This is a genomic window from Kitasatospora sp. NPDC004531, assembly GCF_053602195.1.
Map to the genome: position 1 here is coordinate 70,940 of NZ_JBSGDD010000019.1, position 18,664 is coordinate 89,603.

An 18,664-nucleotide genomic window follows, 5' to 3' on the forward strand; every position below is an offset into this window, starting at 1 on the left:
TTTCTACCTCCGCCGAATCGACAGCAACCTCCCTCGGTGCCGATATTTCTGGATCCACTCTTTCGAGTAATTTTCTGTAACACCCCGCCAACATGAATACCCGACCGCTCCAGACGGAGCAGGAGGCTGCAAAAAGAATCTCCGAAAAATAATTTGCAGACGGCCGGTCGACCTCCCTACGCTTCCGGATGTCAGATTTCGAGAGGAGGCCCGTGATGGTTCCGATAGTCCGTCCCCGCCCCACGGCGCACCCAACCGCTGGTACGACCGACTGATCCACCGCCAACTGCGGGGTCGGCGCAGGTCGCCACGATCGGGATCGCCTTTCCCACACCCCTGCCCCGGAGGCACCGTGATCTTCCGCCCGATCGTTCCCCAGGAGCTCGACGCTCTCCTCTCCTGCATTCGGCTCGATGCGTCCACCATGATCTCCACCGACGTCATCCGCACCCGGCTCGCCGCCGGGGAGTACCGTCCGGAGTGGATCTGGGTGGCGGAGGCAGGGCCCGGCCACGTGCCGCTGCTGCTCGCCATCTGGTGGGGCATGCCCTCCGACGCCCAACCCCGGAGCCTGGACGCGGTGTTCACCACCGGGACCCCACCGGTCGCCAGCAGTCTCGATACGGGAATGTTCCGGCTGCCCCAACCCTCCGACGATCCGCGCACCGCTGCCGCTGCTGCTCTGCTCACCGCCGCCCACCAGGTCTTCGCGGCGAAGGGGCTCACTGTCCTGCCGGAATACCATCTGTTCCTGCCGCCGAGCTGGCGCGGCGAACCCGAGACTGCGGCAGCGGTGGAGTGGCGCCGCGAAGCTGCCAAGGCAGCCGGCCTCCGTCTCATCACCGAACGCCTCCGCTTCGAGTGGGCGGTGGAGGGGCCGGTCCCCGCCGTCTCGGACCGGTTGGTCTTCACCCCGGAACCGGATGACGAGGTCTTCGTCGATCTCTTCCGCCGCACCCTGCCGGGGAGTCTGGATGCCACCACCACCCGTGAGGCGATGCTCCTCGGGCCGGAGGTACAGGCCCGGAACGACCTCGCCTTCTACCGTGACGACATGCTCGGCGAACGATCATGGTGGCGAATAGCTCGGACATCCACGGGCAAGGTGGTCGGCTTCGGGGTCCCCTCGCACAACTCCACCACCCCCGTCGTGGGGTATCTCGGCGTCCTTCCCGAGTTTCGCGGGCGGGGTTTCGTGGCCGAGATCCTCGCCGAGGTCACCAGGGTCCTCGTCGCCGAGGCCGGGGAGACGGTCGTCCGGGCCGACACCGACCTCACCAACCATCCGATGATCGCCGCCTTCGAACTGCTCGGCTACCGCGAAACAGCCCGCCGGCTCGTTCTCTCCGGAGGCTGATCAGCCCCAACCGCGCATCCAGCCCAGCCAACGCCGCGGTGACACCGACCGGACAGCTCGCCACCCGCCGCAACTCTCGGCGCGCTGTCCAGTCGGCGCCAAGCCGACCGGCCCGCCACCCGATCCACCGCTTTCCCTCCCACGGAGAGGAGTTCGCCATCAGGTACGACTTCCTGCACAGCGGTCCGTGCGACCCGCGCTCCACCTCAACTCAGCGAAAACGCCCCGGCCGGGGGCGGCGGCGAGTCCTGGGCCGTCGCATCCGTGACGGGCTCGGGAGCCTGCTGCGGCGACTCCGTAAGCCGGGCGGGGAAGGGATCGGCAGCGAGCAACCGACTCAACTCACCCGTGGGGAGCGGCTCATCGGAACCGATCAGCAGAACGTTCCCGTACCTCCGGCCCCGAAGCACCCCGGGCTCGGCCACCAGACAGACGTGGGCGAACACGGCAGCGACGGTCGCCACCTGGGCCTTGGCAAAGGTGAGCGGCGGCCCGTCCACGAGGTTCGCCGCGTAGCATCCACCGGGCCGGAGCGCAGCGGCAGCCAGCCGGACGAACTCCACGCTGGTGAGGTGCGCCGGCGTCCGGGAGCCGCGGAACACGTCGGCCACCACGACGTCGAACGTCCCCGGCGCCACGGTCCCGAGTGCCGACCGCGCGTCGTCGACCACCACGTCGATGCCGGTCGGCCACGGGAGGTGCTCCGCGATGAATTCGGTCAACGGTCCATCCACCTCGACCACTTGCTGTCGAGAGCCGGGCCGCGTCCGCGCCAGGTAGCGGGGCAGGGTGAGCGCGCCACCACCGAGGTGCAGGACGTCGAGCGGTTCACCGGGTTCCGCAACCACGTCCAGCAGGTGGGCGATCCGCTGGACGTACTCGAACTCGAGGTGCGTGGGATCCTGGAGGTCGACATAGGACTGCGGCGTGCCGTCCAGGGTGAGCAGCCAACCGCCTTCGTCATCGATGTCGGGCATCAACTTGGCGATTCCCAACGCCACCTGGCGCTCGGCGGGGCGCGGCTCCGGCAGGCCGGCGGCCGGGCCGGTCATCGGACGGGCCTCCGGAACATGACGGGGCGGGAAACGATCGACGAAAGGGCAGCCATGCGGGCAGCTTAGGCCCGACCAGGGCGCTCTTCCCAAACGGAGTGATATCGCGACCGGTATGGTCGCGGAAGTGGTACCACCCCCGGACAGCCCGGGGCGGCGCAGCAGAACAGGAAGTGGGTGTGGCCGACGTGGAGTTCCGCGAAGACATCCTGGGTGCCCCGTACGAGGCGACGGAGCTCCCGCTGATCCCGGACGAGGAAGGGGCGGTCAGCGCCACGCTGGTCCGCAGACTGGTTCCGGGTTCCCGCCAGGCGGTGCTGTATTTGCACGGCTACACCGACTACTTTTTCCAGACCCACCTCGCGGACCACTTCACCGACGCCGGCTATTCCTTTTACGCGCTGGATCTGCGTAAATACGGCCGGTCGCTCCGCCCCCACCACTCACCCAACTTTGTCACGGACCTCGCCGCGTACGACGAGGAGTTGGACGAGGCGATCCGCGTGGTTCGGGAACTCGACGGCCATACCCGGGTCCTGGTGAACGGGCACTCCACCGGCGGGTTGGTGGCAGCGTTGTGGGCGGCCCGGCGCAGCGGGCGGGGGCTGGTCGACGGCCTGTTCCTCAACAGCCCGTTCCTGTCGATGCCCGCCTCGCCGGCGGTCCGTACTCTCGGGGCTCCGGCTCTCGACGCCCTCGGCCGGGCCGCTCCCACCCGTAAGCTGCCCGCACCGCTCAACCCGCACTACGTCCACAGCCTTCACCGGGAGCACCGCGGCAGCTGGGATTTCGATCTCGCCATGAAGCCGGCCGAGGGCTTTCCGCTCTACGCCGGCTGGCTGGCGGCGATCCAGCGCGGGCACCGCACGGTCCGTCGCGGGCTCTCCGTCGACTGCCCGATTCTGATGATGGCCTCCACCGCGTCCACCGTCACCAGCCGGTGGGATCCCGCGTTGATGCACACCGACGCCGTCCTGCGCGCCGACGACATCGCGGCACTCGCTCCGCGCCTCGGCCGTCATGTCACCACCGTCCGCATCGAAGGCGGTGTCCACGACCTGGTGCTCTCCGACAAGCCGGTCCGGGCCCGGGTGTTCGCCGAGCTCGACCGCTGGCTCGCCGCCTACTTCCCCACCCCATGACCGCCACCCCATGACCGCCACGCCGTGACCGCCAGCCCGTGACCACCTGCCCGTGGCTTCCGGTCCACGACTGCCGGTCCACGACCACCTCACCGCCGCCGGACCACGACCGACCCGGATCCGGCGGTGCCCCCGACAACCACCCGCCCGGCACCGACCGCCGGGCCCCCACCCAGGAGGCCGACCATCAGCAATCGTCCACCTACCGGGCTGACGGGCCGCCCACCCTCGTCCGCGCCGGTGGGCCACTGATCGGCGGACCCGTCAGCCCTCGGGGCGAGAGCGCTTCCGTCGGCTCGCAGGTGCCTCGGAGGCACCCCCGCCGCCCCGCAGCACCGACACCACGCCAAGACCGGCAGCGCTGACCGGAACGGCGAGCAGCGCTCCGATGATTCCGGCGATACCGGAGCCGGCCACCACCGCGATCATGATCGTCGCGGGGTGGAGCTCGACGGTTCGGCTCTGAATGACCGGTTGGAGGATGTTGCCCTCGATCGCCTGCACCGCCAGCACCACGCCCAGAGCCCAGAGAGCGGTGCCCAGACCGCCGTTGGCGAGGGCCACGAGGACCGCCACCGTCCCGGAGAGAAAGGCGCCCACGAACGGGATGTAGGACCCCATGAAGACCAGAGCACCCAGCCCGGCCGCGCCGGGGACACCGAGGAGGAGCAGTCCGATGGAGATGAACGTCGCGTCGATCAGCGCGATCAGGGTGGTGCCGCGCATGAAGCCGGCCATGGCCGCGAAGGCCTGCTGACCGCAGGCGATCACGGTGTCGGAGTGCTTGCCCGGCATCATCTCGTGGATGGCGTCGCCGAACCGGTGGCCGTCGCGCAGGAAGAAGAAGACCAGTGCGAGGGCAAGGACGCCTCCGGTCAGCAGTTGTGTCACCAGGCCCAGTCCGGACAGCACCCCGTTGGCGAGGGAGTCCACCAGGGTGCTTCCCGAGCCGGCGCTCTGCCGAAGTGCGTACTGGATCCGGTCGCCGAGCGGTCCGAGCCATGAGGCGATCCGGTCGCCGGCCTCCTGAAGGCCTGCGGCGATCTGCGGGGCGCTGTTCACCAGGGAGTTGACCAGCAGGGCGATGCCACCGGTCACGACCAGCACCAGAGTGGCGCAGGTCAGTCCGGCTGCCGCGCCGCGGCTGACTCCCCGTTTTACCAGCCACGGCATGACCGGGTGGAGCAGAGCGGTGGCCAGCAGTGCGACCAGCATCGGGATGGTGGCCGCTCTGAGTTCCACCACCACGAACACCGCGAACGCGGCGACGGTGATGAAGAGGATCACCGCTGCCGACCAGGCGGCGGCCGCGCGAACGGACGGCGGCAGCATCAGGGCCGGCCGTCGATCGTCCGGCACAGCCATGCGGGTGGCGACCACGGCACCCGTTTCCGACGACCCCTCAGGACCTGTGGAGGTGCTTTCACTTGATGTCGATCGTTCGACGGGCGCGTGCACCGCGCCTGCGGTCCCACGGTCATCGGCTCCGGCTTCTCGGCCGGAGGACGAACCGCCGGAGCGTCCCTCGCCGGCTTCGTCGCCTTCGCCGGTGGCAGCGCCATCAGGCGGCCGCTCGGCCGACGGGCCGCGATCCGAATCGTTCGAAGTGGGTTCGCCCTCGCCCGGCGGTGTCGGTGATTCGGTGTGCTCGTTCGACTCGCGTGGTTCCGGAGAGTCTTCCGTTGCCACCGCCACCTCCGCCGCCCGTGTGCCGCCACGATCGGCATATCTCAGCACAGAACGGTCACCGCAGCGGGCAGTCGCCTTCGGTGCGGCGCGCCGCCCGCGCGGTCGCCGAGCCGACCGCCTTCCAGCGGTCCGCCGTCGCGCGGGCTGCTGCCGGGCGGGCCGTCGACGCCCCCGGGGTGCCGCCCTGCCACCGCGTCACGGCTGCCCCGGGCCGGGCTCCGTCGACCAGGAAAGCCGAGCCCGGTGGCTCAGCCGTGGTGCTGGTCGATCGTGCGACGCAGCAGTGCGACCCGGTTGGAGGTGAGCGAGTCGACGCCGAGGTCGAGCATTCGTCGCATCGTCCGGCGCAGGTCGACGGTCCAGGTGGCGAGGGCAAGGCCGGCGTCGTGCACGGTCGCCACCAGACGCTCGTCGACCAGCCCGAAGGGGGGATTGAGGTAGCTGGGTCGCAGTTCGTCCAGCAGTCGCTGCTTGGGCAGTTGGAGTCGGTTCCAGGTCAGCGAGATCTCCGCCCGGGGAGCGAGTTCCCGGACGGCGAGCATGGCGATGACCGGCCCGCAGAAGGCGACGCGGTCCGTCAGGCCGAGGTCGCTGACGGTCCGCCAGGCCGCGGCGGCCGGCTGGGCGTCGTCCAGGTCGATCAGCAGCTGTCGGCCTTCGGTCTGCGCGACGACGGTGAGCGCCTCCGCGAGGGTGGGAATCCGCAGGCCGGGGGCGGCCACTTCCGCGAGCTGTTCGGCGGTCACGCGGTTGATCGGGCGCGGGTCGTTCCAGAGCCGCTCCAGGGTCCGGTCGTGGAGCAGCACCGGCACGCCGTCCCGGGTGAGCTGGACGTCGACCTCGACGGCGTCCGCTCCGGCCGCGAGGGCGGCGCTGACCGCCGGCAGGGTGTTCTCGCGGTGCTGGTACGGGTCACCACGGTGGGCAACGGCGCGCACGCGGCTCTTCAACGGGGTCGTCCTCTCGCACGGTCGGGCAACTCGCACCACGGGCCGCTTCACCGGCGGTTGGCCGCAGACCTCCGCATCCTAGTGCTGTGACCGGGAACGTTCGCCGGGTTGGCGGTGACGGTGCCTGAACCGGTTGGATGTGAGCCGACATCCGACTCGGTGCGGGGAGGCGTGGTGGCGGAGCCGGTCAAGGTCCGGAGGCTGACCGATCAGGAGGGCCAGCAGTTACAGCGGATCGTGCGTCGCGGAAGCATGAACACGGTGCGGTACCGGCGGGCGATGATGCTGCTGGCCTCGGCCAGCGGTAACCGGGTGCCGGTGATTGCCCAGCTGGTGCAGGCCGACGAGGACACCGTGCGGGACGTGATCCACAAGTTCAACGAGATCGGGCTGGCCTGCCTGGACCCTCGGTGGGCGGGAGGCCGTCCCCGCCTGCTCAGTCCTGACGACGAAGACTTCGTCGTCCAGACGGCCACCACCCGCCCTGCCAAGCTCGGGCAGCCCTTCACCCGCTGGTCGATCCGCAAACTGCTCGCCTACCTGCGCAAGGTTCATGACCGGGTGATCCGGATCGGCCGCGAGGCCCTGCGCTGCCTGCTCGCCCGACGAGGCGTCACCTTCCAGCGGACCAAGACGTGGAAGGAGTCCACCGACCCCGACTACGACGCCAAGCTCGACCGGATCGAGCACGTCCTGGAACGCTTCCCGGACCGCACGTTCGCGTTCGACGAGTTCGGCCCGCTCGGCATCCGCCCCACCGCAGGCAACTGCTGGGCCGGACAGGGCAAGCCCGACCGGATGCCGGCGACCTACAAGCGTACCCACGGCGTCACCTACTTCCATGGCTGCTACTCGATCGGCGACGACATGCTGTGGGGCGTCAACCGGCGCCGCAAGGGCACCACGAACACCCTGGCCGCGCTCAGATCGATCCGGGCCGCGCGCCCGGACGGCGCCCCGGTCTACGTGATCCTGGACAACCTCTCCGCCCACAACGGCAAGAAGATCCTGCGCTGGGCGAAGAACAACAACGTCCACCTCTGCTTCACCCCGACGAACGCCTCCTGGGCGAACCCGATCGAGGCGCACTTCGGGCCACTGCGACAGTTCACGCTCGCCAACTCGAACCACCCGAACCACACGGTCCAGGCCCGAGCGCTCCACTCCTACCTGCGCTGGCGCAACGCCAACGCCCGCCACCCCGACGTCCTGGCCGCCCAACGCCGCGAGCGCGCCCGCATCCGCAGCGAGAAAGGCGTCCGCTGGGGCGGCCGGCCGATGGCCGCCGTGGCCTGACTACTGCGACGCCCGCACGGCCGCCCCAGCGGAGGCGACATCAAGGTCGATCACTACCTCCTCGCCCTCCCAGCGGCCTCGCTGCGAGATCGCAAGGCCGATGAAGGCCAGCTCCGCGGCCCCGTCCCGCAGCATGTACTGCTCGTGAGACTCGGGAGCAAGCCCACCCAACTCCTCACGTTCCCACGCGTCCACCGCGGCCTCCGCCACGCTCCTGGGCGGCCGCACGGTGACCCGGCCGACCTGGGTATCAACATGCGCCCCGATCGCTGCCAGCACCTTCGAGTCTTCCCGATACCGGACGTACTGCTCCTGATCCACCACGGGGCGAGGCTACCCAAGACCACGTCCCTGTCTCTGCTGATTAACCCGGCAAACGTTCCCGGTCACAGCACTAGGCGGCGCCGGTTGGGCGCTGTACAGGTACCTCCGACTGCTGGCGGCGGCTGCCTCCCCCCGTCCGTTCGAGAGGCCGCTGCACCGGCGACGCCGGTTCGCCTCCCGGGCAGCGGGTCAGCGGCGTTCGACGACGACGTTGGTCGACTTGATGACGGCGGTGGCGGGCGCGCCCGGCACCAGGCCGAGTTCCTCCGCGGAGTCGCGGCTGATCAGCGAGACCACGCGGAACGGTCCGGCCTGGATCTCCACCTTCGCGGCCACGTCGCCCAGCACCACCGCGGTCACGATCCCGGGGAACCGGTTCCTCGCCGAGGACCGCCCCTCCGTCTCGCTGTTCTCCGGCCGGGCCAACTCACGCGCGAAGGACGCGAGTTCAGCCCCGTCGATGATCCGGTGCCCGTGTTCGTCACGGGTTGCCGGCAGGCGCCCCGCGTCCACCCACCGCCGCATGGTGTCGGCGCTCACTCCCAGCATGGAGGCCGCCTCGCCGATGCGGTACGGGTGGACGGGCCGGTCGGCGATGGCCATGGATGCAGCTCCTGGGCGGCTCACGGAGGGCGGGACAGACCCTGCCATCCTGCCGTACCGGCAGCCGACCCCTTACCCACCCCGCTGTCGGCATCGCGCGCACTGCCGCCGGCGCTCCCGCCGGTACGCACCCAAACCCGCACCGGCCTCGACCGTGCGGTACCTCCCGGCGGCCGCACCGCCCCTGCACCCCCGGCACCCGTCGCCGGTCTCCACCGACACGCGAGCCGTACCTGCCCGCCAACCGCCGGTGCCACGAACCGCCGGCCCCGACGCCGCGCACCAGCCACGGCCGGAGCCTCACTCGCCGCCGAACAGCTCGCGCCGCACCGCGTCCCCGGCGGTCAGCACCGCGCCCGCCAGCACGGCACCGCCGCCCGCCGTACCGGCGCGGACCTCGGTGGCGAGCGGCGAGAGCAGTGCCAGACGGCGCTCGACCCGGGCCGCCAGCTCGGCGCCGCCGGCCTGGCCGATCTCGCCGCCCAGCACCACGCAGCCGGGGTCGAGGACCACGCAGATCGCGGACGCCCCGAGGGCGATCCGCGCTGCCAGCTCCTCCAGGAAGTCGTCGGCTCCGCTCCGGACAGCGAGTCGCACGACGGCTTCCGCGCCGGGCTCCGGCCCGTCGGGTTCGGCGCTCAGGCCGTGCCGGGCGGCGAGTTCGCAGATCGCGGCGCTGGAGACCAGCGAGTGGAAACCGCCGTCGCACCGGGTCGCGTCCGGCAGGCCGCTGGTCCCCGGCACGGGCAGGAATCCGATCTCGCCGGTGCCGCCGCTGGCCCCGCGCCGCAGCCGGCCCTCCAGCACCACCGATGCGCCGACGCCGTGGCCCAGCCAGATCAGGGCGAAGTCCTTCCGGCCCCGGGCCGCGCCGATCCGGTGTTCGGCGATCCCCGCCAGGTTGACCTCGTTCTCCAGGATCACCTCCGTCCCGGGGCGAGCGCGCAGGGCGGCGAGCAGTTTGGCGTGCCACTCGGGCAGCTTCCCGGAGTTGTTGAGCGCTCCGCTGACGGGGTCCACCAGCCCGGGCGCGCCGACCGCGACGGTGTGCAGTTCGCGGGCGCCGGCCTCGGCCGCGGTGGCGAGCAGTGCTTCGACGGTCCGCTCCACGAGCACGTCGCCGTCCCCGCCCGCTGCCGTGATGGTGGCCGTGCCGAGGGTCCGCCCGGTTAGGTCGGCGACCACCAGGCTGACTCCGGTGGCGCGGATGTCGATCCCGGCGAGGTGGGCCCGGTCGGCGACCAGCCCGTACAGCCGCGCGTTGGGCCCGCGGCGGAGCGCGGCGCTCTCTCCGGCCTGGGCGACCAGTCCGCCGCGTTGGAGCCGTTCGAGCAGGTCGGCGACGGTGGGACGGGAGAGTCCGGTGAGCGTGCGCAGGTCGGACGCGGTGAGCGGGCCCCGTTCGAGCAGCAGGTCGAGGGCGAGCCGGTCGTTGATGGCCCGGGCGGTGCTCGGCGTGGCAGTGCGAGCGGTCGTCATGAGCCAGCATCCTTCCAGAGGTTTCTATCAGGCAGGGTCCCTGATAGTTTATTGCGCATCCGATCGACCCAAGGGGGGAGCCCGGCATGGGCGAGACTCTCAAGGACGTCCGGCGCGCAAGACTGAGCGTGGCGCTGGTGTTCGCCGTCCACGGTGCCGTCACCGGCACCTTCGTCACCCGCATTCCGTGGATCAAGGACCAGCTGGAGCTGAGCCCGGGCCAACTGGGCCTGGCCCTGGTGTTCCCGGCGATCGGCGCCTCGCTCGCCATGCCGCTGGCCGGTCGGATCGTGCACCGCGTCGGCGCCCGGGCCGCACTCCAGGGGCTGCTGTCGCTGTGGTGCCTCTCGCTGGCGCTGCCGGCGCTCGCCCCGAACCTGGTGGTCCTCTGCCTCGCGCTGTTCGTCTACGGCGCGACGGCAGGCATGTCCGACGTGGCGATGAACGCCCAGGGCGTCGAGGTCGAGGAGCGCCTCGGCCGGTCGATCATGTCGGGCCTGCACGGGATGTGGAGCGTGGGCGGTCTGGTCGCCTCCGGCTTCGGCGTGCTGGCGGCGCATCAGCAGGCGGACGCCCGAGTCCAGTACGCAGTGACGGCGCTGGTCCTGGTCCTGCTGGCGCAGGTGGTGTCGCGCGGCGTGCTGGACGTCCGGCCGACCGCCGGCGAGGAGGCGCCGCCCCGCTTCGCGCTGCCGCCGAAGGAGGCGCTGGTCATCGGACTGGTCGGCTTCTGCGCGGTCTTCGCCGAGGGCGCGTCGATGGACTGGAGCGGCGTCTACCTGCGCGACATCACCGGTGCCTCCGCATCGACCGCGGCCGCCTGCTTCACGGCCTTCGCCGCCACCATGGGCGCCGCCCGACTGGCCGGCGACGCGGTGATCCGTCGGCTCGGCCCGGTCCGCACGGTGCGGGTCAGCGGCGCGGTCGCCACCGCGGGTGGTCTGCTGGTGGTCTTCGCGCACAGCCCGTACCTGGCCATTCCGGGCTTCGCGCTGATCGGCATAGGCATCGCCGTGGTCGTTCCGCTGGCGTTCGCGGCCGCCGGACGGGCCGGAACCAATCCGAGCCAGTCCATCGCCGGTGTCGCCACCATCACCTACACCTCCGGCCTGGTCGCCCCGGCCGTGGTGGGCGGCATCGCCCAGTCCAGTTCGCTGACGGTCTCCTTCACCGTCGTCACCCTGCTGGCGGCCGCACTGATCCCGTCCGCCACGGCCATGCGCCACCGCAAGCCGGCCGACGCTCCGATCGCGTCCGCCGCCCCGGAGTCCGCGGAACCCGCGCGCTGATCCCGCAGCATGATGCGCACCGTCGAGCCGGGCGTCGGCGGCGGCTCGGGCAGTGGGCGGGCCGAGGCCGACAGTCCGACCGCCCGCCCGCGCCGAGCCGCCACACCGCCTGGAAGAACAGCCACCAACCCCGGTGACCTGCCCGTCCATCCCGCCGTGGGATGCTCGTGGTCATGAATTCGGCCCCGCGAAACCCGATCGGCGCCCATGTTCCCGTTGCCGGAAAGGGCCTGGCGGGGACGGGGCTGGCCTACGCCGCGAAGGTCGGCGCGGAGGCGGTGCAGGTGTTCGTCGCCAACCCGCGCGGCTGGGCCACTCCGGCCGGCAGTCCGGCGCACGATCTGGCGTTCCGGACGGCCTGCACCGAGCAGGGCATCCCGGCGTACGTCCACGCGCCCTACCTGATCAACTTCGGCTCCGAATCGTCGGCGACCCGTGAGCGTTCGGCCGAGTCGCTGACGCACTCGCTGCACCGCTCGGCGGCGATCGGCGCCCTCGGCGCGGTGGTGCACACGGGCTCGGCGCTGTGCGGCACCCGGCAGGAGGCGCTGGCGCAGGTCCGCGCCCACGTGCTGCCGATCCTGGACGGGCTCGACCGGTACGGGGACGACGCCCCGCAACTGCTGCTGGAACCGACGGCCGGCCAGGGCAGCTCGCTGTGTGCCCGGATGGAGGACCTCGCCGCGTACCTGGACGCACTCGACCACCACCCGCTGGTCGGTGTCTGCCTGGACACCTGCCACGCCTTCGCCGCCGGTCACGACCTGGCCGCGCCCGGCGGGGTCGACGCCCTCTTCGACGCGCTGCACCGGGCGGTCGGTCCGGACCGGCTCCGGCTGATCCACGCCAACGACTCGCAGGACGTCGCGGGCGCCCGCAAGGACCGCCACGAGAACATCGGCGCCGGCCACATCGGCGCGGACGCGTTCCGGGCGCTGCTGGCGCACCCGGCCACGGCCGGCGTCCCGTTGATCATCGAGACCCCTGACGGCCGGCACGACCCCGACCGCGTCGAAGGCGTCCGGCACGCCGCCGACATCGCCCTGCTGAAGCAGCTGCGCCGGCCCACCACCTGATCCCACCCCGCCGAGCCCCAGGCCGCGGCCCCGCACACCCCACGGCCGAGCACCCTCCCCAACCCCCTGCGCCCGCGCCGGTTAAGCTCCCCGGGTGCCCGCCCCGCAGCCGACACCCGGCCCCACCGCACCACTCCCCACCGCCGACCCCGACACGCCCACCCCCACCGCCCCCGGCACGCCCGCCACCGCAGGAACACGCGCCCCCGCCCACCGCCACGCGCTGCTGCGCCTCGGCCTGCTCGCGGCCGTCCTCGCGGCCGCCGCGGCCTCGCTGCTGCTCTGGGATCCGACGGCGGTGCTGGCGGCGGCCGCCGGACCGTGGCGGATGCCGGTCGCGCTGGCGGCGTACGCCTTCGGGACGGTGGCGTTCCTGCCGCGCCCGGCGTTGAACGCGGGGATGGGGTTGCTGTTCGGGTCGCTGTGGGGTGTGCCCCTGGCGGTGGCCGGGTCGGCGATCGGCGCGATCGTGGCGTTCGCGCTCGGCCGGTCGCTGGGCCGGGAGGCGCTGCGGCCGCTGGTCCGCGGCAGGGTGCTGACCGAGATCGACCGTCGGCTGTCCGAACAGGGTTTTCGCAGCGTCCTGCTGGTGCGACTGTTCCCGGGGGCGCCGTTCCAGGCGGGCAACTTCGCGTGCGCGTTCTCGGGGGTCCGGTTCTGGCCCTACCTTGCCGCGACGGTGCTCGGCGTGGTCCCGACCACCGCGGCGTACGTCATCGCGGGGGCCAGCGCGAGCTCGCCCGGGTCGCCGGCGTTCCTGATCTCGGCCTCGGTGATCGCGGCGATGTGCGTGTTCAGCGCCGTCTCGCTCTGGCGCGCCCGCCCCCGCCGCTCCTCCGACTGACCACCACCGCCCAGCGCCCGAGCACGTCGCCCCGAAGGACGCGTCCGCCTACCGCTCGATCTCCGGCGACCATTCGCCGACCAGCCGCAGCCACCCGGTGTTGACGACCATCAGCACGCCCAGCCAGATCGCCCAGCCCTGCTGCCCGGTGACCGCCAGCAGCGCCACCGAGCTGCCCCAGAGCAGCAGTTGGACGCCGTACCAGGCTGCCGCCGAGTCGCGCACGGGCCGTCGCGGTGCGGCGTAGCGTCCCCACAGCACGGCCGCGGCCACCGGCAGCGCCAGTGCGATCAGCACGCGCACCGCCACCGGCCCGCCGCTCCACAGCCCGTAGCCGCCGACGGCCAGCGCACCCAGTGACGCCAGCTCCAGCAGCAGCCTCAGCGCCAGCTGCACCCCCGTCATCGCCTTGCGCACACCCACACCCGCACCCCGCCCACGTCAACCAGCAGCAATCCTCAGATCATCGCACCGGCACCCCACCCCCACGCCCCGCGCACCCGCACCCGCGCCCGCGCCCGCCCGAAGCCCCCCACCCGCGCCCGCTCGAAGCCACACACCCACCCCCGCCCCCGCACCCACCCAAAACCGCTCGACCAGCACCCCACCCCTCCCCCACCATGGACGGCATGACGGAGAACTCCAGCCCCGCCGCCATCACCCGCACCTCCCCCGCCTACGCCGCCGACGAGACGCCCATGCTCACGGCCTGGCTGGAGTTCCACCGCGCCACCCTCGCCCTCAAGTGCGAGGGGCTGACGCCGGAGCAGCTCCGCGAGCGCTCCTGCCCCCCGTCCACGATGTCGCTGCTCGGGCTGGTCCGGCACATGGCGGAGGTGGAGCGCCACTGGTTCCGCAGCATCCTGAACGGCGAGGACCTCGGGCCCGTCGGCCGGTACTGGACCGAGGCCCACCCGGACGGCGACTTCGACCTGGTCGACGACGCCGATCCGGCGGCCGACACCGCCGCCTGGCAGGCGGACATCGCCTACGCCCGCGCCGCGGTCGAGGGCGTTCCGTTGGGCACGGTGGGCAAGCGTCAGCGGCGCGGCAGCGACGTGACGCTCCGTTGGATCCTGGTCCACATGATCGAGGAGTACGCCCGTCACAACGGTCACGCCGACCTGCTCCGCGAGCGCATTGACGGCGCGATCGGCGAGTGACCGCCCCACCCAGGCGCACACCCACACCCCACCCGGGCGCACACGCACACCCCGCTCAAACACGCCAGGAGTACCCGAAGCACCGCAAGCACCCGTCACACCAGCACCACCAGGCACACCCGACACGCGGTCGCAAGGCGAGAACCGGGAACAACGGCCCGAACTGAACCCCATCGAGTGAAGCCGTTACACGATTGTTGACACACAGTCAACTGCCCTCCGGCCGCCACCGATAGTGTCGTCGCGCGCAACCGTTCACCCGCCGTGTGCGTCGTTGCGGATGTCCGGGCAGGCACGGATGTCCGCCCACGCCACAACCTGCCGGGTGGGCGCGTGCGGGCACTTCTGCGGTGATCAGTGCGATACTCGGACAGTTCCAACAAGCGGATGAGGTGTCAAAACGACCTTCATCCCCCGGGGGACGAGTACGGAACGAGACAGGGAGGCGCGGCTAATGGGAGCACTTCGCGACGAGCACCACAACGGGTGGCTGATGCCTTCCGGCAGCTACCCGGCCGCGGTGTACGAGGAATCGTGGGACGGCGAGGAGACGCTGCCGAGCGTGCAGGTCGGCCCGTCCAGGATCGTCTCGCTCCGGCCCACCGGGTTCGAGGCCGCCCGCACTGTCGGCGAGCACATCCGCGCCGCCACGCCGGTGGTCATGGACCTCACCGAGATGGACGACGCCGAGGCCAAGCGGATGGTCGACTTCGCCTCCGGTCTGATCTTCGGCACCCAGGGCGGCATCGAGCGGATCGCCCGCCGGGTGTTCCTGCTGACGCCGGCGGACGTCGAGGTGATGGTCATCGACCGCCCGCTCGACGAGTCCGGCTTCTACAACCAGAGCTGAACCGGGCGGCGCCACCCGCCGCCCGCGCGCCCACCCCGAAGACCCCGCGCCCCGCGCGGGGTCTTTGCCGTGCCCCCGCCCGCCCCCCCGCACCGCACAACAGCCATCCACGAGACCCCACGCTCCAAAATGAGACACCAATGTCTCATCTGCGCTAAGCTGATCTCATGGCTACCGACCGCGACTCCGTCCTCCAGGCCGCCGTCGGCGTCCTCTCCCGGCGCCCGACGGCCCATCTCGACGAGATCGCCCGCGCCGCCGGCATCAGCCGTGCCACCCTGCACCGGATCTTCCCGGGCCGGGAGGCGCTGATCCGCGAGGTGGGCGCGCTCGGCCTGCGCCGGTTCGCCGCCGCGCTGGACACCGCGCGGGTGGAGGAGGGCAACGCCGAGGCGGCGCTGCGCCGACTGGTGGAGGCGGTGGTGCCGGATGCGGCGCTGTGCGCCTTCCTGGCCGGTGAGAACCAGCTGTACGACGACCCCGGGATCAACGATCTCTGGGAGCTCCAGGACGCCCGGGTCCGCGCGCTGTTCCTGCGCGGGCAGCAGGAGGGGGTGTTCAGGATCGAGCTCTCGGCCGGCTGGCTCAGCGAGGCGTTCTTCGATCTGGTGGCCGGCATCGGCTGGGCCGTCCAGGAAGGCCGGCTCGCCCCTCGCGAAAGCGCGTTCTCGCTCGCCGAGCTGTTCCTCGGCGGTGCCCTACGGAAACCCGATACCCGATGATGTCCCACCCCGTCGCAGACCTGTCGAACCGGTCCGGCCGTCGCTGGACCGGTCTCGGCGTCCTCGTGCTCGCCGTCACGCTGGTGGCGGTGGACGCGACGGTGCTGTCCCTCGCCATCCCGTCGATCACCGAGACCCTCCGCCCGTCCGGCACCCAGCTGCTGTGGATCGGCGACAGCTATTCCTTCGTGCTGGCCGGCCTGCTGGTGTCGATGGGCGCGCTCAGCGACCGGCTGGGCCGCAAGCGGGTGCTGCTGGCCGGGTCGGCGGCGTTCGGCGTGGCCTCGCTGCTGGCCGCGTACGCGCCGGGGCCGGGCTGGCTGATCCTGGCCCGGGCGCTGCTCGGCGTGGCGGGCGCGACGATCATGCCGTCCACGCTGTCGCTGATCCGCGCGCTGTTCCCGGACGCCCGGGAGCGGGCGACCGCGATCGGCATCTGGGGTGCGGGCGCGACGGCGGGTGCGGCGCTGGGGCCGCTGGTGGGCGGGGTGCTGCTGGAGCACTTCTGGTGGGGGTCAGTGTTCCTGCTGAACCTGCCGGTGATGGTGCTGCTGCTGGTGTTCGGCGGCTGGCTGCTGCCGGAGTCCCGCGATCCGCGCCCGGGCCGCTGGGACATGCTGAGCGTGCTGCTGTCGATGGCGGGCGTGATCGGCGCGGTGTACGGGATCAAGGAGTTCGCCGCGCACGGCCTGGACGGGTGGACCACGCCGGTGGTCTTCGCGCTCGGCGCGGCGGCACTGGCCCTGTTCGTGCGGCGCCAACTGCGCTTGGAGAACCCGCTGCTGGAGGTCCGGCTGTTCCGTGACCGCCGGTTCACGGCGGCGGTGGTCGCCTCGTTGATCAGCCTGATCGGCCTGTCCGGCGTGATCTTCTTCATGTCGCAGTACCTCCAGCTGGTCCGCGGCTGGTCGCCGCTGTCGGCGGGCGTCGCCGAGCTGCCGGCCTTCGTCGGCTCGGTGGTGGGCGGTCTGCTGACGGCCCGGCTGGCCCGGCGGGCGGGCGCCCGGCGGGTGCTGACGGTGAGTCTGCTGGTGATGGGGCTGGGCATCGCGGTGCTCGGCATGATCCGGGTCGACAGCGCCTACCTGCTGATCGGCTCGTCCTTCCTGGCGCTGGGCACCGCCGAGGGGGTGGTGTACACCCTCTCCTCGGACCTGGTGCTGGGCACCGCCCCGGCCGACAAGGCGGGCGCGGCCTCGGCGGTGTCGGAGACGGCGTACGAGCTGGGCGCGGCGCTCGGCATCGCGCTGGTGGGCTCGATCGTGACGGCCCTGTACGCGGGGTCGCTCACCGTCCCGGCGCAGACCGATCCGGCGCTGGCCGACCAGGCGGGGCAGTCCCTGGGCGGTGCGGTGGAGGCGGCCGCGACGCTGCCCGACGGGCTCGCCGCGCAGCTGCTGGCCAGCGCGAACTCCGCGTTCGTGCACGGCGTCAACGTCGCGGCGTGGGTCTCGGCCGCCCTGCTGCTGGCCGCCGCGGTCCTCACCCGCCGCCTCCTGCGGGCCCGCCCCGGGAACCCGACGGCCCCCGCCGCCCCCGCACCCGTCCGCGAGCCGGCCCACCACTGACGTCCCCGTCAACCCGGCACCGCCCCGTCACCCCGTCAACCCGGCGCCGTCAACACACTGCCGTCAACCCCGCTCGCACAGGTGAGCAGGGTTGGCGGCAGCAACGGTGTGAAGGACGGGCACCGCCCCGACCGGCGCGCTCCGGTTCGGCCCGCGCCGTACGATCCGCTGCTCCCCACGACCCTCGGCCTCCTCACCGCGTTGCCGCGCCCGCCGGCCGTCGGCAGCCGCCCGTCGGCAGCTTCCCGTCTCCTCTCGGCGGGCCCCGATCTGACGGCCCGTCGGGCTCCTCCCAATGGCGCAGCGCCGCTGGCCTGCGGGGTTGCCGGGCTCCGACGATGGGGACGGAGAGCGGAGCGCTGGTTCCGCACGTCCTGGCGCGGGCCGTGGGCTCGCCGGATCGACCGCGGCACGGAGTGGCCGGCGCGGTCCTGAGCGAAAGGGTGCAGCGCGATGCGAGACGCGGACCAGAACAGTTCCTCCTCCGACGGGCCGCGCGGGCCGTTGCTGCGCCAGGGCCGGGTGGTTCCGCCGGTCCGTGCGGCACGGCCGCCCCGACCGGCCCGCAGGGTGGCGCGGCTGGTGCTGGCGCTGGGCGCGGCGGTGACGGGGGTGGCGGTGATGGCGTCCTGCGGCGGCTCGTCGGGCGAGGATCCGGTGCAGCAGGCGCTGGAGACGTTCACGGTGGGGGCGGAGAACTTCTCCGGCGAGCCGGCCTCCCCGCTCGCCTCGCTGCACTCCTCGGCGCTGGCCTCGGTCTCCTCGGCGCGGGCATCGGCCTCGCGGCAGGCGGCGGCGTTCGAGTCCTCGGCCAATGCCCAGGTGGCGGCGGGCCGGGAGAAGGCGACCGAGGTGCTGGCGACCGTCCCGGACGGGGGAAACGCGCTCGGCGATGTGACGCTGACCGGCATCCCGACCCAGGTCACCGGCAATCTGACGGCGGCGAAGGTGACGGTCCGCAACAGCACCGGGGAGACCCGTTCGTACGCCGTTCAGGTGGATTTCACCGATGCCTCGGGGCAGACCGTGGATTCCGCGGTGGTCGGCGTGGAGAACCTCGCGGCGGGGGCCAGTGCGAACCCGGTGGCGTTCTCGACGAAGAGTTCGGAGACCACGCTGGTGCCGGTGGTGGTGAAGGCCCAGCGCTACTGACGGCTGCGGGCCGAGTGCCCCTCAGCAGCCCGGGGCCCCGCTCACCACCCCGCCGTACGGGACGCCCGTCGCGCCCCTGCCGGGTGCCACCCCGCCGTACGGGACACC

18 protein-coding genes are annotated in these 18,664 nt (G+C 72.1%); 11 read left to right on the forward strand and 7 right to left on the reverse strand.

The window, feature by feature from the left end; all coding sequences use genetic code 11:
* Positions 1-352: 352 nt before the first annotated feature.
* Positions 353-1,357, forward strand: coding sequence for a GNAT family N-acetyltransferase (locus tag ACWEMJ_RS11510; protein WP_452136790.1), 1,005 nt, complete (start codon positions 353-355; stop codon positions 1,355-1,357).
* A 206-nt stretch (positions 1,358-1,563) separates the two neighbouring features.
* Here ACWEMJ_RS11510 and ACWEMJ_RS11515 read toward each other — a convergent pair whose 3' ends face one another.
* Positions 1,564-2,409 carry a spermidine synthase gene (locus ACWEMJ_RS11515; RefSeq protein WP_452136791.1) on the reverse strand — a complete coding sequence of 282 codons (846 nt, stop codon included), beginning with the start codon at positions 2,407-2,409 and terminating at the stop codon, positions 1,564-1,566.
* Between the two features lie 179 nt (positions 2,410-2,588).
* Here ACWEMJ_RS11515 and ACWEMJ_RS11520 point away from each other — a divergent pair, with 179 nt between their 5' ends.
* Positions 2,589-3,551: an alpha/beta hydrolase gene (locus ACWEMJ_RS11520; protein WP_452136792.1), complete on the forward strand. Its 963-nt coding sequence runs from the start codon at positions 2,589-2,591 to the stop codon at positions 3,549-3,551.
* 264 nt (positions 3,552-3,815) lie between these two features.
* Here the strand turns inward: ACWEMJ_RS11520 and ACWEMJ_RS11525 are convergent, their stop codons facing one another.
* Together ACWEMJ_RS11525 and ACWEMJ_RS11530 are read right to left on the reverse strand one after the other, a co-directional pair.
* Positions 3,816-5,240, reverse strand: coding sequence for an AI-2E family transporter (locus tag ACWEMJ_RS11525; RefSeq protein ID WP_452136793.1), 1,425 nt, complete (start codon positions 5,238-5,240; stop codon positions 3,816-3,818).
* A 248-nt stretch (positions 5,241-5,488) separates the two neighbouring features.
* Positions 5,489-6,190, reverse strand: a complete 702-nt coding sequence (locus ACWEMJ_RS11530) for a glycerophosphodiester phosphodiesterase (RefSeq protein WP_452136794.1) — start codon at positions 6,188-6,190, stop codon at positions 5,489-5,491.
* 174 nt (positions 6,191-6,364) lie between these two features.
* On the opposite strand from ACWEMJ_RS11530, the gene ACWEMJ_RS11535 reads away from it, so the two are divergent.
* Positions 6,365-7,486: an IS630 family transposase gene (locus ACWEMJ_RS11535; protein ID WP_452136795.1), complete on the forward strand. Its 1,122-nt coding sequence runs from the start codon at positions 6,365-6,367 to the stop codon at positions 7,484-7,486.
* Here ACWEMJ_RS11535 and ACWEMJ_RS11540 read toward each other — a convergent pair whose 3' ends face one another.
* The 3 genes from ACWEMJ_RS11540 to ACWEMJ_RS11550 form a co-directional block, all read right to left on the reverse strand.
* A complete protein-coding gene (locus ACWEMJ_RS11540) occupies positions 7,487-7,810 on the reverse strand; it encodes a hypothetical protein (RefSeq protein WP_452136796.1) in 324 nt (107 codons plus the stop codon).
* A gap of 189 nt (positions 7,811-7,999) precedes the next feature.
* Positions 8,000-8,413 (reverse strand): TOBE domain-containing protein, encoded by a 414-nt coding sequence (locus ACWEMJ_RS11545; protein WP_452136797.1) that lies wholly within the window; start codon positions 8,411-8,413, stop codon positions 8,000-8,002.
* 300 nt (positions 8,414-8,713) lie between these two features.
* Positions 8,714-9,892, reverse strand: coding sequence for an ROK family transcriptional regulator (locus ACWEMJ_RS11550; protein ID WP_452136798.1), 1,179 nt, complete (start codon positions 9,890-9,892; stop codon positions 8,714-8,716).
* A gap of 86 nt (positions 9,893-9,978) precedes the next feature.
* On the opposite strand from ACWEMJ_RS11550, the gene ACWEMJ_RS11555 reads away from it, so the two are divergent.
* From ACWEMJ_RS11555 to ACWEMJ_RS11565, 3 genes are all read left to right on the forward strand, one after another.
* Positions 9,979-11,181 carry an MFS transporter gene (locus ACWEMJ_RS11555; RefSeq protein ID WP_452136799.1) on the forward strand — a complete coding sequence of 401 codons (1,203 nt, stop codon included), beginning with the start codon at positions 9,979-9,981 and terminating at the stop codon, positions 11,179-11,181.
* A gap of 173 nt (positions 11,182-11,354) precedes the next feature.
* Positions 11,355-12,257 carry a deoxyribonuclease IV gene (locus ACWEMJ_RS11560; RefSeq protein ID WP_452136800.1) on the forward strand — a complete coding sequence of 301 codons (903 nt, stop codon included), beginning with the start codon at positions 11,355-11,357 and terminating at the stop codon, positions 12,255-12,257.
* Between the two features lie 94 nt (positions 12,258-12,351).
* Complete coding sequence (locus ACWEMJ_RS11565; protein WP_452136801.1) at positions 12,352-13,101, forward strand: TVP38/TMEM64 family protein; 750 nt, start codon at positions 12,352-12,354, stop codon at positions 13,099-13,101.
* A gap of 48 nt (positions 13,102-13,149) precedes the next feature.
* Here ACWEMJ_RS11565 and ACWEMJ_RS11570 read toward each other — a convergent pair whose 3' ends face one another.
* A complete protein-coding gene (locus tag ACWEMJ_RS11570; protein ID WP_452136802.1) occupies positions 13,150-13,524 on the reverse strand; it encodes a YrdB family protein in 375 nt (124 codons plus the stop codon).
* Between the two features lie 206 nt (positions 13,525-13,730).
* Here ACWEMJ_RS11570 and ACWEMJ_RS11575 point away from each other — a divergent pair, with 206 nt between their 5' ends.
* The 5 genes from ACWEMJ_RS11575 (at position 13,731) to ACWEMJ_RS11595 (ending at position 18,556) form a co-directional block, all read left to right on the forward strand.
* Positions 13,731-14,264 carry a DinB family protein gene (locus tag ACWEMJ_RS11575; RefSeq protein ID WP_452136803.1) on the forward strand — a complete coding sequence of 178 codons (534 nt, stop codon included), beginning with the start codon at positions 13,731-13,733 and terminating at the stop codon, positions 14,262-14,264.
* A gap of 454 nt (positions 14,265-14,718) precedes the next feature.
* Positions 14,719-15,114, forward strand: a complete 396-nt coding sequence (locus tag ACWEMJ_RS11580) for a cell division protein SepF (protein WP_452136804.1) — start codon at positions 14,719-14,721, stop codon at positions 15,112-15,114.
* A 167-nt stretch (positions 15,115-15,281) separates the two neighbouring features.
* On the forward strand, positions 15,282-15,836 hold the full coding sequence (locus ACWEMJ_RS11585) for a TetR/AcrR family transcriptional regulator (RefSeq protein ID WP_452136805.1): 555 nt from the start codon (positions 15,282-15,284) through the stop codon (positions 15,834-15,836).
* On the forward strand, positions 15,833-17,404 hold the full coding sequence (locus ACWEMJ_RS11590) for an MFS transporter (protein ID WP_452136806.1): 1,572 nt from the start codon (positions 15,833-15,835) through the stop codon (positions 17,402-17,404). The genes ACWEMJ_RS11585 and ACWEMJ_RS11590 overlap by 4 nt, the downstream gene beginning before the upstream one ends.
* A 453-nt stretch (positions 17,405-17,857) precedes the next feature.
* Positions 17,858-18,556, forward strand: coding sequence for a hypothetical protein (locus ACWEMJ_RS11595; RefSeq protein ID WP_452136807.1), 699 nt, complete (start codon positions 17,858-17,860; stop codon positions 18,554-18,556).
* The last annotated feature ends 108 nt before the right edge of the window (positions 18,557-18,664 follow it).

What these genes read in the sequence shown, in the direction of transcription:
- ACWEMJ_RS11515 (WP_452136791.1), bottom strand. Translation starts at nt 2,409, where the DNA reads ATGACCGGCCCGGCCGCCGGCCTGCCGGAGCCGCGCCCCGCCGAGCGC.
- ACWEMJ_RS11545 (WP_452136797.1), bottom strand. Translation starts at nt 8,413, where the DNA reads ATGGCCATCGCCGACCGGCCCGTCCACCCGTACCGCATCGGCGAGGCG.
- ACWEMJ_RS11550 (WP_452136798.1), bottom strand. Translation starts at nt 9,892, where the DNA reads ATGACGACCGCTCGCACTGCCACGCCGAGCACCGCCCGGGCCATCAAC.
- ACWEMJ_RS11555 (WP_452136799.1), top strand. Translation starts at nt 9,979, where the DNA reads ATGGGCGAGACTCTCAAGGACGTCCGGCGCGCAAGACTGAGCGTGGCG.
- ACWEMJ_RS11560 (WP_452136800.1), top strand. Translation starts at nt 11,355, where the DNA reads ATGAATTCGGCCCCGCGAAACCCGATCGGCGCCCATGTTCCCGTTGCC.
- ACWEMJ_RS11575 (WP_452136803.1), top strand. Translation starts at nt 13,731, where the DNA reads ATGACGGAGAACTCCAGCCCCGCCGCCATCACCCGCACCTCCCCCGCC.
- ACWEMJ_RS11580 (WP_452136804.1), top strand. Translation starts at nt 14,719, where the DNA reads ATGGGAGCACTTCGCGACGAGCACCACAACGGGTGGCTGATGCCTTCC.
- ACWEMJ_RS11585 (WP_452136805.1), top strand. Translation starts at nt 15,282, where the DNA reads ATGGCTACCGACCGCGACTCCGTCCTCCAGGCCGCCGTCGGCGTCCTC.
- ACWEMJ_RS11590 (WP_452136806.1), top strand. Translation starts at nt 15,833, where the DNA reads ATGATGTCCCACCCCGTCGCAGACCTGTCGAACCGGTCCGGCCGTCGC.
- ACWEMJ_RS11595 (WP_452136807.1), top strand. Translation starts at nt 17,858, where the DNA reads ATGCGAGACGCGGACCAGAACAGTTCCTCCTCCGACGGGCCGCGCGGG.